Origin of the sequence: Fibrisoma montanum (assembly GCF_003583365.1) — a bacterium.
Taxonomy (GTDB): domain Bacteria; phylum Bacteroidota; class Bacteroidia; order Cytophagales; family Spirosomataceae; genus Fibrisoma; species Fibrisoma montanum.
In genome coordinates this window covers 130964-147049 of sequence record NZ_QXED01000001.1, presented here as the reverse complement: position 1 = coordinate 147049, position 16086 = coordinate 130964, and the positions used below count along the sequence as shown (strand labels likewise).

The following is a 16086-nucleotide window of genomic DNA, read 5'->3' as shown; positions in this document are numbered from 1 at the left end:
GGTGCTACGTGAAGTACTGAACGGGATTAGTGACCGTATCAGATAAAATTACCGCAAAAGTACGGAATTGTTTTGACAAATGCTGTGCAATCAGGTCTTTCGTGAAAACTTCGCTCTCGTAATGACCGATGTCGCAGATCACAATCCGGCCGTCGGCATCGAAAAATTCGTGGTATTTGTAATCGGCCGTTACGAACACATCGGCCCCGGCCCGAACGGCGTCGTTCAGCAAAAAACTACCCACCCCACCACAAACCGCTATGCGTTTGATCGGCGTACCGCGCCACGGTGTGTAACGGATGACGTTCAGCTGCATCTGCCCTTTCAGATAGCCGAGCCAGTCCTGCAGATTCATGGCTTCGGGTAGTTCGCCAATGGCTCCCGAGCCAACCTCCTGATTCGCGTTATTGAGCGGATATAGGTCATAAGCCGGAACCTCGTACGAATGGGCTTTCTGCATGGCGGCTACAACGCTGCTTTCGAGGTAAGCGGGTAGAATGACCTCCAGCCGGTGTTCGCCGACCGTTTCGTCCCGGCCAATCTCACCTACGGTCGGATTGGCGCCATCGAGCGGTTTAAACGAACCCGTACCGCCCACCCGGAACGAGCAGTGTTCGTAGGTGCCGATACGCCCCGCGCCGGCGTCGTAAATCGCCGACAGTACGGCCTGGAGGTCATTGTCCGGCACGAAAACGACCAGTTTGCTGAGGATTTGGGTTTTAGGAGCCAGAATCCGGACCTGTTGTAAGCCCAGTTTTTCGGCGATTTTGAAATTAACCCCGCCCGCTACGTTGTCGAGGTTGGTATGGGCTGCATAGACGGCCACGTCGTTGCGGATGGCTTTGATGACGGTCCGCTCCACGTAGTTTCTGCCGTTCAGTTTTTTAAGGCCTTTGAAAACGATAGGATGGTGGGCCACCACAACGTTGCAGCCTTTGGCAATGGCTTCGTCGATTACGGTTTCGGTGGCATCGAGCGAAACCAGGACGCCGGTAACTTCCATGTCGGGGTCGCCCACAATCAATCCGGCGTTATCGTAGGATTCCTGATAGGCAAGGGGCGCAAACGCTTCCAGGTAACGGGCAAGTGAACGAACTTGAACCATAGTTAATAAGAGTAAAGCCTGCGCGAATCTACTGGATTTAGCGCGTTAGTCGGTACGTAGTCAGACGACCCGATACCACAAAAGCCGCCCGGATCGTGACCCGAACGGCTTTTGGTGGTAGGCGAAGCCGGTTGCCGCAGTGGTTATCTGAGCCGGTTACGTTCCTGAATAACAAGCGGTAGTGTGTCGCCAAGTCCCTGCCTGAACCGGTTCCAATGGGTGGTCAGTACGTCGGCGGCCGGGTTTGTTTTGGCCAGTTGTTCAAGCGAGCGCAGTTCGGTTTCCAGGGAGGTTAAACCGGCCATGCCCATCCAGGGTATAATCTTGTGCGCCTTGTCAACCACATCCGCCCAGACCTGTTGCTGAATACTTCCCTCAAGATCGTCGAAATCCGGCATGACTTCATCAATAAAGATGGTGAGTACGTTGACAATCTGCTGCTGGTCGCCCGAGTGCAGTCGGTTCAGGCGTTCGTGGTCAATCGTATGCGTTACGGTAGTGGGTGTCGTGAGCATAAAGATGGCTGAAAAAAGCTGGGGTGTCAGACCGGCAACTGGCGCTGGCTGTAGCGGGCAATTTTATTAAAAAGATCCTTAGGATTGAACGGTTTCGTGAGATAATCATTCATTCCGACGCTCAGCGCCCGGTCTTTGTTGCTGAACGTAGCCGATGCGGTCAGGGCAATGATTGGAATCGAGCTGCTGACTTTCCTGATTTCCTGGGTTGCCGTGTAGCCATCCATGACCGGCATCTGCAAATCCATCAGAATGATGTCGTATCGGCCCGCGACGAACTTATCCAGCGCGATCTGACCGTTTTCGGCCGTATCGACCTCGATGCCCCACTTGTGCAAAAATTTGAGGGCTACTTTCACATTGACCGGGTAATCTTCGACCAGCAGGATACGAACACCTTTCAGGGTTTCAGCGTCAACCGTGTCGGTAGCCAGCGGAGCTTCGGTAATCTCGTGCCCAATGGCCAGATCAAGTTCGAAGTAGAACCGGGCGCCTTTGCCAGGCTCACTGTCGACCTGAATCTTGCTGCCGTGAAGCTGCAGCAGTTTTTTGGTAATCACCAGACCCAGACCCGTTCCCCCAAATTGGCGGGTGGTGGCCGAGTCGGCCTGGGTGAACATGGTAAAGATAGCTTCGTGGCGGTCGGCGGCTATGCCGATGCCCGTATCCTGAACCGATACGTAGATGGTAGCTCGTTTGTCGTTTCGGTGCTGCAGCGACAGCTCGATGGTGATGGTGCCCTCGCGGGTAAACTTGATGGCGTTCGAGGTCAGGTTAGTCAGCACCTGCCCGATGCGGAGGGAGTCGCCGATGAGCACTTCCGGGATGTCATCATCGATCATGACCCGAATCCGGTTGCCATTTTCGTGAGCTTTAGCCTGCTGTGCCCGCTTGATGTTCGAAACGAGGTGCTTGAGGTTGAACGGTGTTTCGTCCAGTTCTACCCGACCGGCTTCAATCTTGCTGAAGTCCAGTACGTCGTTGATCAGGGCCTGTAGATGTTCGATGGAAAACTGGAGGGTTTTCAGGTTTTCGAGCAGCGTATCCGGTACCTCTTCCTGCATCATCAGGTACGTCATACCGACGATGCCGTTGAGGGGTGTCCGGATCTCATGGCTCATCATCGACAGAAATTCCGATTTGGCCTGGGTGGCGTTTTCGGCCACTTCTTTGGCATGGCGCAGTTCGGTTTCTATCGTTTTGCGGTATTCGATCTGCTTCTGCAGGAAGCTAACCAGCGCTACTGAATTGTCGGGAGCAAATTCCGGCATGTCTTCTTCCGCCGGGATTTCGATTACCCGAATGGCCTGCATCAACTTTTCAACCGACTCCCGGCGCTGCTTGATTTCTTCTTTCAGCTGCTGATTAATCTTGGCGTATTCCCGCTCGTTCAGCGTAGCCGAATGTTCGAGGAGTTCCTTATCGCGGTCGAAATTGTAGTAGGAATCGTTAACAGCCTTGATAAACTGCTGAAAGCGTTCGTACTGAAGACAGTCTTCGGTCAGGTGTTTGTTAATCTGCCGCTTTAAGATCTTGTGCAGGGGCTGGGTATCCATAATGAAGCCTTAGCGTTCCGAAAGGGTGGTGATGGTCATGGTCTGATTATGTAATTCTCCCCGCAGTTCCTGCCCGACCGGAGCAATTTCGCCGTAGGAGTAAAAGCCGGTCATAACGGGGGTCTCTCCGAAGATATCACGGGCCACTTCAATTTCTTCTTCGGTTCGCTGACCCAGCACGAGCTTGCGACCCACACAGCTGATGAGCAGGGCTAGTTCCGGTGGTGACTCGGTACGCTGCAGGGCTCGTTGAGCGGCCACGGCCGATGCGTCGATGAGCCGGTCGAGGTTGGCCCGCATGAAGCGTACGCAGGCCCCCTGTGGTATGTCGCCCGCAAAGGTCATGCTCTTCCGTTTTTCGTCGATGGTCAGGATGGTACGTACCAGCGTGGGGGAGTCGTTCGTGGCACGAATCGAGAGCGGAAAGAGCAGGGCTGAGCCGGGCAGGTCATCGGCGTATTTGCCCAGGTAATCTTTGTACAGGTCAAGTGCTAGGCGGTCGTCCAGTTGAAACAGTGTATTGTAATTCGACTGAGTTACCTCGCGTTCCGGCCCGAATACATCCCAGCCGCCTTTGGAGCCGTGCCCCACTTTCAGAGCCTTGCTGTAGAAACCAACGCCGACGATCCGGCCGGGTGCCGGGTCCTGGTTCAGGCCAACAAGGGTACGTTCGAAACGATCGGCGTCGCCTGCCATGCCACCCGTAACGGGAACGGGCCGGCTTAAATGCTGATTAACGGCTTCGGTGAGATCACTGCCGTTCACGATACCTCCGTCGGAGATGAGCAGAATAGCGGCCAGGTCTTCAGCGTCGAGTGCATCGGCGATCGCCTGACCGGCTTCGTAGCTTTCAGTATGGGTGGTAATATCGACGAGCTTAGTCTGGATGGTCGTTTTCTCGAACTCAATGGCGGTTGCCACGACCGTTTCATCATACACCCGATCGGCAAAGATTTCGCCGGATGTTGAATTTACGACAATCTGAGCGTTGGGGTATAATTGGCGAAGGTAGGGGTAGGGCTTAAGCGAATCCAGGAGGTTGCGACCGCCAAACGCCAGCACCAGGTGTGCTTTTTGCGGGTTAAACTCATCCGCTTGCAAGGCCGCTTCCCAGTTGCCATCTGCAAACCTGACTTGTCCAATCTTCATGAGTTACGGTAAAGGTTAATCGTGGGCTGGTAATAGTGGAATAGTACAAGCTGGTTGTACAAACATAATTAAATTAACAATAATAAAAAAATATATACTTTTAGGAATAGTTATTTAATAATTTACGAATAATGAGAGAATTATCGGTTCTTAATTTGGCAAATTGTTAATCGTAGTAGCAATGAGAGTTAGTATATAGACTATCAATGAATTGACTTGCGTATGGGCCGCTTGAGTAGCAACGGTTTTAGAGCCTTGTGGCTGACACGATCCGGCGGCTCAGCCTTGGTTTGGAGTACCAGCGCAACCGACTTCGTTCATTAGAACCGGCCACCCGTTACGTCGATAAAAATACCGGTCGAGTACGATGATTCTTCTGATAAAAGCCACAGGATGGCCTGAGCCACTTCGGCGGGTTGCCCACCGCGTTGGAGAGGTAAGTTGGCTTTGATGCGGTCAACCCGACCGGGCTCTCCTCCGCTGGCATGAATATCAGTGTAGATAAACCCAGGGCGAACGGCATTCACACGGATCCCTTCACCGGCCACTTCCTGGGCTAAGCCCCGGGTGAAGCTATCAATGGCTCCCTTGCTGGCGGCATAATCTACGTACTCGCCCGGCGATCCGGTTCGGGCAGCGATAGACGATACGTTGACGATCCCTCCGCCCGTTCCTCCACGTTGCGTTGACATGCGCCGTACGGCTTCCCGGGCGCACAGGATGGTGCCGACTACGTTCGTAAGCAGAATGCGATGCAGCCGCGCGGTATCCAGGTCCTCTACTCGACACTGTTGCTCAAGAATACCGGCGTTATTGACCAAAGCATGCAGTGGCCCCACTTCCCGGTCGACCGCCTGAAACAGGTTCACTACGTCGGCTTCACTGGCTACGTCAGCTTGGTAAGCCCAGGCCCGACCTCCGTCTGCCCGGATGCGGTCAACTGTTTCTGCGGCCGCGTTATGATTAGTTTGATAGCTTATACAAACGGAATACCCCTTCGCGGCTGCTAACAGGGCGGTAGCAGCGCCAATACCCCGACTGCCCCCGGTGATAAGGATGGTTTTATGCATAAGCCGACAGATCTGTAGGAAGATGGGCACGAAAAAAGGGTCACGATGTTTTATGTCGTAACCCTTTGAACTTTTAACTGCGGTCCGGACGGGACTCGAACCCGCGACCCCCTGCGTGACAGGCAGGTATTCTAACCAACTGAACTACCGGACCACTGTGCGACTTGCGTTTCCGAAATCGTGGCACAAAAGTAGGCGGAATGGGTATTCTGCGCAACTTTTTTCTGAAAAAAACTTTCTGGATTTTGCGACACTATACGTTTTTTACCTGACTGTCATGAGCTTATGCATCTTAAAAAATTTATAATTTCATAATAGCAAACGCCCTATTTCAGGGGAAATGGATTTGTTTTTGTGCAATAGTTGTTCTTACTTTCTAAAAGAATAACAACGTTAACGGCGCACAGGTATGAATACGTCAGAATCATATGTCGAACTGATCAACCGGGTTTACAGTCGATCGCGACAGGAAGGGAGCCGGGCCTACCCCGTGGCTTCATACGAGGTTTTTCTGTTGAGTCAGGCGCAGGAACGGGCAAAACGAAAGGAGGCTGCCCTGTTCCGGAAGCTGGGTGATATTTTCGACTGGCAGTTGAGTCGGCGGCAACGGAACGGATACCTCAAGAGCATGCGGCTTGGGTTTACTCTGGTCTTGACCGATCCGGCCAAGACCATCCTCTGGACGAGCAATAACTTCCTGAGTATGACGGGGTATATCCCGGGTGAAGTGCTGGGTCAGACGCCCCGTATGTTGCAGGGACCCGAAACGGATTTTAGAACCGTACGTCGCGTTCGGGAGTCGTTGAAGCGGGAGGAATCGGTTAAGGCCGATCTGCTAAACTACCGAAAAGACGGCGAAGCGTACGTCTGTCGCGTGGCCATTGATCCGCTTTACAATGGGGAAGGCGAACTAACGCATTTCCTGGCGGTAGAATGTGAAGTGAAGGCTGAGTAGACCCGTATAGTACGTTGGTTAACTACTGCACGTATCTACTCAACCAGTTTCTCCTTACTTGTTTTCTTCGTTTGAGCTTAGCTCATTCGCTTCGTCGGGCGTCATTTTCTCGGCATCATTTGCCTGGAGCGCTTCTTTAGTTTCGTCGCGGGTGGCAAACGAATCAATGCTCGTATTGCCCGGATTTTCGCGGTTTGGCTGGCCAACATCAATTTCGCTCACCTGCGCCGGGCTGTCTGCTTTCTCTTTCATAGCGTTCTGAATCTGTTTCTCTCGAAACGCCCCCTTCCATAAAATGTTTGCGGTCTACGCTCGTTTCCAGCCCATCGGGAAAACCTTTGGCCGATGGTTTGTGGTTATATGAGCAGACGATTGTGTTATGAGAGCGTTTAAGCGTGCCCTTCGCTGGGCTTTACTGGTTTTAGTATTACTGCTGGTCGGCGGGGTGGGAGCGTCCTGGCTGGTTAATTTCCGGCAGACTGACGAAGAATTGACGGAGGAGTTTGAAAAACAACGAATCCAGCCGACGATTCACCGCTATCGGGTGCCGACCCGGCCAAATGACGAAGAAACGGCCTGGCGCACCATCCGGTTTATCGAAACGCCGGCCAACGATTCGCTGCCCGTGGTTATCTTTATTCACGGTGCACCCAGCTCCCTGTCGTTTTTCAATAAATTTTTCAAGGATACAGCCCTGCTGAATCGGGCGCGGCTGGTCGCCGTTGATCGGCCGGGCTACGGCTATTCGGATTTCGGGTGGGTGGAAACTTCGATCATTCGGCAGGCCAAGTTTTTGCAGCCCCTGATCGAACGGTACCGGAACGCGCCTTATCTGATGCTGGTGGGTTCGTCGTACGGCGGCTCGGTGTCGGCGCGGCTGGCTATGAATAATCCGAACCTGGTCGACCATGTGGTCTTCGTATCGTCGGCGCTGGGGCCGGGGCTTGAGTATACGTATCCGATCAGCTATTACCTCGATAAGCCGCCCCTGCGCTGGCTGATTCCACCCCTGTTGCGGTTGGCCAACGATGAAAAGTTATCCCACCGCAAGGCGCTGGAGGCCATTCTGCCCGACTGGCCAAAAATCAAAGCCGGTATTACCATGCTGCACGGTCAGCGCGATGAACTGGTCTATCCGACCAACGTTACGTTCGCCCAGGAGCATCTGATCAATGCCCAGGTAAAGCAATTTCTGCTGCCCGAAAACCGGCACGATATTGTCTTCAATAAACGTGAGTACATGACCGAGATTTTGCTTGATATTTTAACCCGGCGTGATGTAAAACAACAGGTGAAAACCAATTCGCTGGCCGTACAGCCCTGATTGGTCAACCGCAAAGTTATTCGTATCAGACAGCAGCAGGAGGCTCCTTTGGGCAGCGTGTGAGCGCCCAACCGGAGTCTCCTCGTTTTTTCGATACCGACTGAACGCCTTATACGCCTTGCCTTTTTGTACAGCTTTTACCCGGACTGGTTTGACGTGACGAAACGCACAAGCTGGTCTCCGAACGAATCAGATCGTAATTTCAATCCGATTGTTTTCAGGATCGAGCACCACACTTTCGTAGTAACCGTCGCCGGTCCAGCGGGGTTGTCCGGCAACGACGTACCCATCGGCCCGAAGCTGGTCGGTCAGTTCATCAACCGCGCTTTGGCTGCCAACCGATACCGCCAGGTGAGTCAGGCCCAGGTATTGGGTCATCGGGCCGGAAGTCCGGTCGTCAATGCCGGGCATAGCCATCAGCTCCAGCCGACACCCATCGGCAAACGACAGAAAATAGGAAGTAAACTGCCTGGAGGGGTTCACGTACTGCGCGCCGGACTGGGCACCGAAATACGTTTCGTAAAACGTCCGCATGGCGTCAAGGTCGCGGACCCACAGGGCTATGTGTTCAATACGCATGCCGCAAAGATGACGGGCGTTTCCGACAGTTGCTGAAGCCGGATTAACCGGGTTACGCACTCCATTACCTTATTGCCGTACTCAAAGTACCAGCGCCGGGAGCCAGAATACGCCATCGCCGAGCCAGCGATACCGCTCATTGCGCAGAAAGTAAGCCGGAAACCGTTGAATAACGTACAGAACCAGACTCATGATAGCCAGCATCAACGCAGCCCGTTGGGCAAACCGGTCGCTGGTAATGAAGCAGAGCGTCAGACCGGTCAGCACGACGCCGAGTGTCAGCCAGCCAAGCAGGGTCATACAACGGTCAATCCCCCAGGCAGTTGCCAGCGAGAACGGCGGCTGAGCGGGGTTCTCCCACTGTTCCATCACCGAAAAGAGCACCAGGTTCTGGAAAGCAATAGCCATAAACATAAGGGATTCGGTAAGTTCCACACCGCTTACGGTTGGGCGCTGCACCCAGACGCTCCCCCACACGCCTGCGGAAAACAACACCGCTACCAGCGGTTCTTTCAGCAGGAGGGCCGAATGCCGGGTTGGTAGCCGGAAAACGATGAAGACGTAGCCGACGCAGACAGCCCCGAGAACAAGACCAAAACGGATCACTGAGCCGGGCAGGAAGAAGCAAAGAACCAAGACCAGCAATGCAGCCGCCAGTATACCGCGCCATAGGTCAGTGGCGTGTTGCCGGTGAAAGGCGTGGCGTGGTGTCAGCAGGCGGGTGGATGAAGCAGGTGCTGCTTTCTGTACGTCGAGGAGCCGATCAATCGTGTAAATCATCCAGACGACCAAAGCCAGCACAATGGGCGTAGCCCAGTGAACCGGCACTACGTCGGACAACCGGACGGCCATTCGGTTCGATAAGACGGCCCCCAGCACAACCGGGAAGCTCAGGTAATAGGCGTTACGTAGCGGAGTAAGCAAAGCAGCAAAAGTTGGCACCATACCAATGGATAGCCGCGGATAGCCGGGCCCCTTTGAGCAGGACAAGGGTAAAGTGCGAAATGTTCAAAGATCTACAAAACAGGTGGGACGGGTACGGGCGGAGATAACCACGGCTCCTGACGGCTGACAACGTTGATCGATTGCCCAACCCGGACTGTACCGGTGGTTCCCGGCGAAACCAGTACGTTCTGCCCAAACAGGATTTTATGTTTCCACTGCCGGTACGTAGCGAGCGTTTTCAGGGGTTCTTTTCCTTTCTCGCCGGTTGCCGGGTCGATGGTGGTGAGCACGCAGCGGGCGCAGGGTTTTACGCCGTAAAAATCCACGTCGCCAATACGAATGTGCGCCCAGGTGTCTTCCTCATTGGGCCCGCTTCCCGAAACGACGATGCTCGGCCTGAACCGCGCCATTGACAAAGGTTCATCCAGTTGCTGATTCAGGTGGTTGAGGGAGGCCTGGCCTATGAAGAGGTAGGGGTAGCCGTCCGCAAAACTGACCGCTTCATCGTTTTGGGCGTAGTCGGTGTCGATGGGGCGACGGGTGGTTTCGGGCATGTACACCAGCCGGCAGGGCAGACCGAGCGCTTCGGAAAACCAGCGGTCGGCTGCGTCGCTGACCGTAACGGCCTGTACGCCGTGGCTGTCCCAGATGTTGACGGGCATCAGGCCGGTTGGCTCCGGAGCCGTTACAGGCAGCTCCAGTGCGTTTTCGGGCCGGGCCCGGTGCCACACACGTAGGGTGGTGTCAGCTATCGCTACGTCGATCAGCGCCATGTGGTGGTTGCTCCGCTGGGTGATAAACTGGCCCGTAGGATCGACGAGCATATAGCGCCGGTCGTACCGGAAGCCTTTTTCTTCGACAATGGCTTCGGTGACCGAAACCGCGCCGAGCGATTTGATGGGGTAGAGGTATAGGTTCTGAATAGTCAGCATAAGTTCTGTCGGGGCTGGTTCGGACTTGCTTACAGGGCCATTCGGGGCAACGGGCTTACCGCCTGCGAGGTGAAATCGCCCTGCTCAAACTTGAACTGAGCCGCTTTGGCAATCATGGCTGCATTGTCGGTACAGTATTCGAAACGCGGGATGTACACGTTCCAGCCCAGTTCCGTGCCGAGTTGGGTCAGGGCCGTCCGCAGACCGCTGTTGGCCGATACGCCCCCGGCAATGGCAATTTCCTTAATGCCCGTTTCGCGGCTCGCCCGCTTTAGTTTAATGAGCAGCATCTGAACCAGCGTGTACTGAATGCTGGCGCAAATATCAGCTATATTTTCTGAGATGAAGGCTGGATTATCCGACGTTCGATCGCGCAGGAAATACAGAATGGCCGTTTTAATGCCACTGAACGAATAGTCGAGGCCGGGCATTTCGCCCAGCGGAAACCGATACGCCAGCGGATTACCGGCTTTCGCATAACGATCGATTAGGGGCCCACCGGGATAAGGCAGGTTCAGCAGCTTGGCCGACTTGTCGAAGGCTTCCCCAACGGCGTCGTCCTGCGTCTGGCCAATAACCTCCATATCGAGCGGATTACGAACCAGCACAATCTGCGTGTGGCCTCCGCTGACGGTCAGGCACAAAAACGGAAATGCCGGAGCGGGGTCTTCAATAAAATGGGCCAGTACGTGAGCCTGCATGTGATTGACTTCAATCAGCGGGATGTTTAGCCCCAGGGCCAGTGCTTTGGCAAACGAAGCGCCTACAAGCAACGAACCCAACAGGCCGGGGCCCCGGGTAAAAGCAACCGCCGATAACGCGTTTTTCGGTATATTTGCCTCAGTTAATGCGCGTTCTACAACCGGCAGAATGTGCTGTTGGTGAGCACGGGAGGCCAGTTCCGGAACAACGCCCCCATATTGCTCGTGAATCAACTGCGCGGCAATAACATTCGAAAGCAATTGGCCGTTTGATAAAACAGCGGCCGATGTTTCGTCGCAGGATGATTCAATCGCTAAAATGTTCATGCGCAAATAGGCATTAATTTGGTAAAATTACGTTACAGGTGGGGAATGCTTACAAAATGGCGTAAAGCCGACATTGGTTCCCACCTGAGTAAACCAAGTGCCGGCTCTGTTGTCTAACCCTTACAAACCCCATTCTACCCATCTGTTAGCCAGTAATTAATGCGCTCATTGGTCAACATATTCCTGAAAACACTACTCTACCTGACCATCGTGGTAGTAGGGTTGTTGGTGGGGGTTATGTTGCTGCTGCAGGTACCGGCCGTTCAGACGCGGCTGGTGCAGGAAGTGGCCATACGGGTGTCGAAAACGCTGCAGTTTCCGGTCGACATCAAGGGCGTTTCCATCAAATGGTTTGATTCGCTGACGCTCGAAGGGGTGCGCATTCAGGATCGGCAGCGACGGGACATGATTCAGGTTGGGCGACTTGAGGTAGATTATAACCTGCGTAACCTGATCGATTCGTCGGCGCATAACATCCACCTGGACGAAGTCGTACTGTACCGACCCGACGTCCGGCTGATAAAAAATCCGAAGACGGGTGATCTGAATATCGACGAGTTTATTGCCCGCATCAACGAACTGCTGGCCGATTCGACCAAACCGAGCATTCCTAACCAGAACGTTCCTTTTACGGTCGGTCACGTGACGCTGGCCGAGGGCGCATTCTCGCTTGATGATCCGCGGGAGCCGTACATGCGCGACCGCAAAAGCTTCGATTACAACCACTTCCGGTTGCTGAATCTCCACGCCGACGTGCGTGATCTGTTGATTCTCGGCGATACCATCGCGCTGAATATGAAGCGGCTGCGCGGTTATGACCGCGATACGGACATTAAAATCCGTCGGCTAGATACACGTTTCCTGTACTGCGCTACCAAGATGGAGATGGCTGATCTGCACGCGCACATCAACAATTCCATCGTTCGCGACGGCGTTACGTTTCTGTACGACGGCCCATCGGCTTTCGGCGATTTTAACAGCCGGGTGGTCATGCAGGGGCATTTGCGCAACAGCCGCGTACAGTCGAAAGACCTCGGGTATTTTTCGAGCTACCTGCGCGGATTGAAAGAAACCTGGCAGCTGTCGGGCAATTTTCTCGGTACGGTCAGGGATTTTCGGCTTAGCCGTACTGATCTGCGCTTTGGTCAGGGAGGGCGCAGCAAGCTGGCCGGCGATATTGCCTTCAAAGGCTTGCCCGACGTAGACCACATTACGGTCGATTTTAACTTCACGCCGTCGCTGGTGAACATGGCCGACATCCGGCAGTACTACCCGGATTCCAGCTTCAACAAAACGATCGGGCAACTGGGGACAGTCGCGTTCAACGCCACCTTTGCCGGTGCTTTCGATGATTTTGTCACAAAAGGTGTTTTTCGCACGGCTATCGGTAGCGTAGCGGGCGATCTGACATTGAAACTGGCCGACAACCCCGCGCTGACGGCCTACACGGCCAACCTGACGGCTACCCGGCTGGCCGTGGGCCAACTGATCGGCCGGCCCGAACTGATTCAGCTCGTTGATGGACAGGGACGTATCGTCGGGAAGGGGCTGTCGCTCGACCGGGCCAGTGTAGATGTAGATAGCCGCCTGTCCCGCATTGGTTTGCAGGGCTACGATTATCGCCAGGTAAACGTGCGCGGCAATTTACAGAAGGCCTTTTTTCACGGACAGCTCAGCCTGAACGACCCAAATCTGGCTTTTATGCTCGACGGGGAGTTTGACCTGCGTGGCCCTCAGAACCGCTTCGACGTTCGTGGACACATCAGAAAAGCGGATTTCCGGGCGCTTGGTTACCTGAGCGATTCGCTGGCGGTTCAGACGGCGCTCGATGTTGAACTGGAAGGGAATACGGTGGATAACCTGGTCGGAACGGCCAACTTCCGGAATGCAACCCTCAGCCTCAACGGCCGCAGTCTGAGCGTCGATACAGTTTCGGTGGTATCGTCGGTGAGTCAGACCCAGTCGCAGCAGTCGGTCCGGTATTACGACCTGATTTCCGATTTTCTGACCGCGCGGTTCCAGGGTAATTTCCAGCCGCAGCAGGTGGTGGATGATCTGACCCGGCTGGCTAAGGAATATCAGTTGTATTTCGCGGGCGATGCCGCCGGACTGGCCTCGTATTATGACCGTAAACAGCGCGAGTTCGGGTACGTTCCGCCGGTAAACAGCCCGGCTACCAGTATCTTTACCCAAGCCCCGGATCGTCCGGTAATCGCACGTCCATTACCCCGCTACGGCATTGATTATGTGCTGGTAGCGCGAAACATAGCTCCGCTGGTGGCGTTTCTGAGCCCCACGGTATTTGTGGCCCCCAATACGCGGCTCGAAGGACAATTTACCGTCGACAATACCTCGTTCTTTACGGCAAACGTAAAAACGGATTCGCTCGAATTTGGATCGGTCAGGTTTGGCCCGAGCGAACTGGACCTCACTACGTCGAAGTTTACGTTCGGTAAGGACGTACTGGCGTCGGCGGTGCTGTCGTCGCAGCGGCAGGAATTTACCCGACAAACCCCAACTAAAAACCTGCAGGTTGAGGCATCATGGGATGTTGATCACATTGATTTTACGAGTAGTCTGGAACAGGTTGGGATCAACACGGAAGGGCAGCGCCTGCCCAACCGGGCCGATCTGAACGGCGAACTGCGGTTCAAGGGCGATGCCATTGACCTGACGTTCCGCCAATCGAAGGTGCGTGTGCTGGATGCTGACTGGACGCTTAACCCGCAAAGTCTGATTCGCAAGGTTGGCGATACGTACACAATCCGGAACGTAATGGTCTCGAACCAGAACCAGTACATTCTGGCGTCGGGGCGGCTAGCCCCCGATTCGGTGGAGCGGCTCGAACTGGAAACCCGTAATTTCCTGCTGGAATCCCTCAACCCGCTGCTCAATACGTCGATGTCCGGGGTCCTGAATGGGGTCCTGTCGGTACGTGATGTGTACCAGACGCCCATTCTGGAAAGCGAACTGTCGGTGCGGGACCTGGCCTACAACAACGTACTGATCGGCGATGTACAGGGTAAAGGCGAATGGGACCAGGCCCGGCAGCGGCTGAACGTAGACGCCGGTATCAACCGGAGTGGCGCGGATGTGATGACGCTGCGGGGAACCTATACGCCCCAGAAAAAAGAAAATTCATTCGACCTCAAAGCTGCGATGAACGATGTTGAACTGAACCTCCTGGAGCCCTTTACCCAGGACCTGTTCTCGAACATCGGCGGAACGGCCAAAGGAACAATTGCGATAACGGGTACGCCCAGCTACCCTGTTTTGAGCGGAGAGGTGGACGTACGGCGGGGCCGCGCCCGGTTTGATTACCTGAAGGCGGACCTGTCGTTTGAGGATAAGGTGTATTTCGGCGAAAATGAAATCATTGCCCGTCGCCTGGTTCTCCGCGATCCGGAAGGGAATACGGCCCAGGTCCGGGGTGGTGTGTATCACGATGGATTCCGGTATTTCACGCTCGGCTTCGATGCCGATTTCAGGAATTTCAAGATTCTCAACACGGGCGTAAAGGATAACGAGCTGTTCTACGGTCAGGCGGTGGTGACCGGTAGGGCGGAGCTGTACGGCCCGCTGGACAACCTGACGATCAAGGCCGACCTGGCCGGTAACAAAGGAACCCGCATCTACATTCCGCTGGATGGTGCTACGTCGGTGGCCGATGAGAATGCCATCCGGTTCGTGAATCGGAGCCAGGGTGGATCGCGGCCGTCATCCGTCACCAACACGGCCGGTACGGGTGTTGCTGCCAATCAGCCGCCCGTCGACCTGTCGCGGATTCAGATGGACTTTAATTTTGACATCACGCCCGACGCGTACTGCGAAATTCAGCTGGATCGTCAGACCGGCGACATCATCAAGGCGTATGGCCGTGGCCGGATCGGTATGCGGATCGATACGAAGGGCGATTTCACGATGACCGGTAATTACGAGATCACCGAGGGCGATTACACCTTTACGTTCCAGAATATCATCAACAAGCGGTTTCAGATTCAGCCCAACAGCCGCATTACGTGGACGGGGGACCCCTACGGTGCGTTGCTGGACGTAACGGCGGCCTACACGCAATACACGTCCCTGAAACCGTTGTTGCCGGTACAAAGTGCCAGTGCCGATCAGAGCCGCCGGTATCCGGTAGATTTACTGATTAAGCTCAACGGTGAGCTGGGGTCGCCTGCTATCAGCTACGATCTGGACGTAAAAGAATACCCGGCATCGTCGGATTTCCGGCAGGCCGTAACGGCGTTTGAGTCGCGAATACAAAGCAACGAGCAGGAAATGACGCGGCAGGTGAGCAGCATCCTGCTGTTCAATCAGTTGTTGCCGGAGGGCGCCAGCCTGTTTGAGCAGAACCAGGTAAACACCGGCGTTGCCAACAGCGTAAGCGAACTACTTTCCAATCAGATCAGCCGGCTGGCGTCTACGCTGGATGAAAACCTGGATGTTGGGGTGTCATTTGGCGGCTTTACAAGTGGTACGCAGAACGAAAACCTGCTCAACAACCTGCAACTACGGTTCTCGTACCGGTTGCTGAACGACCGCCTGCGCATCAGCCGCGACGGTGGGTTCACGTACGGCCAGAGTCAATACAACGCAGCCAGTCTGCTGGGTGAGTGGACGCTGGAATACTGGATCACCCCCGATGGGCGGTTCCGGGCCAAGGTATACAACCGGAACCAGCAGAACATTCTGAATCAGTACAACCTCTCCAACTCGATCACGACGGGTGGCGGGCTGAGCTTTCTGTACACCCGATCGTTCAATCGGTTGTTCGGCGGCAGCAACCGCACGACTCCCGGTCTGGTTCCCAACAATGCCGCCACCGAGCCAGCCACATCGTCGGGAGCAGCCGTACCAGCCGTACCGGTGCTGAGCGGAAGTGGCCGCAGCAGTTTCTGACAACCTCGAACGGGTAAAATCAA

Annotated in this window: 13 protein-coding genes and 1 tRNA gene; 3 read left to right on the top strand and 11 right to left on the bottom strand. The window is 54.8% G+C overall.

The window, feature by feature from the left end; all coding sequences use genetic code 11:
* Positions 1-4: 4 nt before the first annotated feature.
* The 6 genes from DYU11_RS00665 to DYU11_RS00640 form a co-directional block, all read right to left on the bottom strand.
* Positions 5-1105, bottom strand: a complete 1101-nt coding sequence (locus DYU11_RS00665; protein WP_119665724.1) for a Nif3-like dinuclear metal center hexameric protein — start codon at positions 1103-1105, stop codon at positions 5-7.
* 143 nt (positions 1106-1248) lie between these two features.
* A complete protein-coding gene (locus tag DYU11_RS00660) occupies positions 1249-1620 on the bottom strand; it encodes an Hpt domain-containing protein (RefSeq protein WP_119665723.1) in 372 nt (123 codons plus the stop codon).
* Between the two features lie 26 nt (positions 1621-1646).
* Complete coding sequence (locus DYU11_RS00655) at positions 1647-3176, bottom strand: response regulator (protein ID WP_119665722.1); 1530 nt, start codon at positions 3174-3176, stop codon at positions 1647-1649.
* A gap of 9 nt (positions 3177-3185) precedes the next feature.
* A complete protein-coding gene (locus tag DYU11_RS00650; protein WP_119665721.1) occupies positions 3186-4325 on the bottom strand; it encodes an FIST signal transduction protein in 1140 nt (379 codons plus the stop codon).
* 320 nt (positions 4326-4645) lie between these two features.
* Positions 4646-5395: an SDR family oxidoreductase gene (locus tag DYU11_RS00645; protein ID WP_119665720.1), complete on the bottom strand. Its 750-nt coding sequence runs from the start codon at positions 5393-5395 to the stop codon at positions 4646-4648.
* 80 nt (positions 5396-5475) lie between these two features.
* Positions 5476-5549, bottom strand: a tRNA-Asp gene (locus tag DYU11_RS00640).
* Positions 5550-5804: 255 nt separating this feature from the next.
* Here DYU11_RS00640 and DYU11_RS00635 point away from each other — a divergent pair.
* On the top strand, positions 5805-6350 hold the full coding sequence (locus DYU11_RS00635) for a PAS domain-containing protein (protein ID WP_119665719.1): 546 nt from the start codon (positions 5805-5807) through the stop codon (positions 6348-6350).
* Positions 6351-6404: 54 nt separating this feature from the next.
* Here DYU11_RS00635 and DYU11_RS00630 read toward each other — a convergent pair whose 3' ends face one another.
* The gene (locus DYU11_RS00630; RefSeq protein WP_119665718.1) at positions 6405-6602 is read right to left on the bottom strand and encodes a hypothetical protein; all 198 of its coding nucleotides are present in this window, start codon (positions 6600-6602) and stop codon (positions 6405-6407) included.
* 127 nt (positions 6603-6729) lie between these two features.
* Between DYU11_RS00630 and DYU11_RS00625 the strand changes: the two genes are divergently transcribed.
* The gene (locus DYU11_RS00625; protein ID WP_119665717.1) at positions 6730-7674 is read left to right on the top strand and encodes an alpha/beta fold hydrolase; all 945 of its coding nucleotides are present in this window, start codon (positions 6730-6732) and stop codon (positions 7672-7674) included.
* A 189-nt stretch (positions 7675-7863) separates the two neighbouring features.
* On the opposite strand, the gene DYU11_RS00620 is transcribed toward DYU11_RS00625, so the two are convergent.
* The 4 genes from DYU11_RS00620 to tsaD form a co-directional block, all read right to left on the bottom strand.
* Positions 7864-8253, bottom strand: coding sequence for a VOC family protein (locus DYU11_RS00620; RefSeq protein WP_119665716.1), 390 nt, complete (start codon positions 8251-8253; stop codon positions 7864-7866).
* An 81-nt stretch (positions 8254-8334) separates the two neighbouring features.
* On the bottom strand, positions 8335-9198 hold the full coding sequence (locus DYU11_RS00615; RefSeq protein ID WP_199736644.1) for a hypothetical protein: 864 nt from the start codon (positions 9196-9198) through the stop codon (positions 8335-8337).
* 71 nt (positions 9199-9269) lie between these two features.
* Positions 9270-10130, bottom strand: a complete 861-nt coding sequence (locus DYU11_RS00610; protein ID WP_119665715.1) for an MOSC domain-containing protein — start codon at positions 10128-10130, stop codon at positions 9270-9272.
* A gap of 29 nt (positions 10131-10159) precedes the next feature.
* Positions 10160-11158 (bottom strand): tRNA (adenosine(37)-N6)-threonylcarbamoyltransferase complex transferase subunit TsaD, encoded by a 999-nt coding sequence (tsaD, locus tag DYU11_RS00605; RefSeq protein ID WP_119665714.1) that lies wholly within the window; start codon positions 11156-11158, stop codon positions 10160-10162.
* 159 nt (positions 11159-11317) lie between these two features.
* Between tsaD and DYU11_RS00600 the strand changes: the two genes are divergently transcribed.
* Complete coding sequence (locus DYU11_RS00600) at positions 11318-16063, top strand: translocation/assembly module TamB domain-containing protein (RefSeq protein ID WP_119665713.1); 4746 nt, start codon at positions 11318-11320, stop codon at positions 16061-16063.
* Positions 16064-16086: the final 23 nt, after the last annotated feature.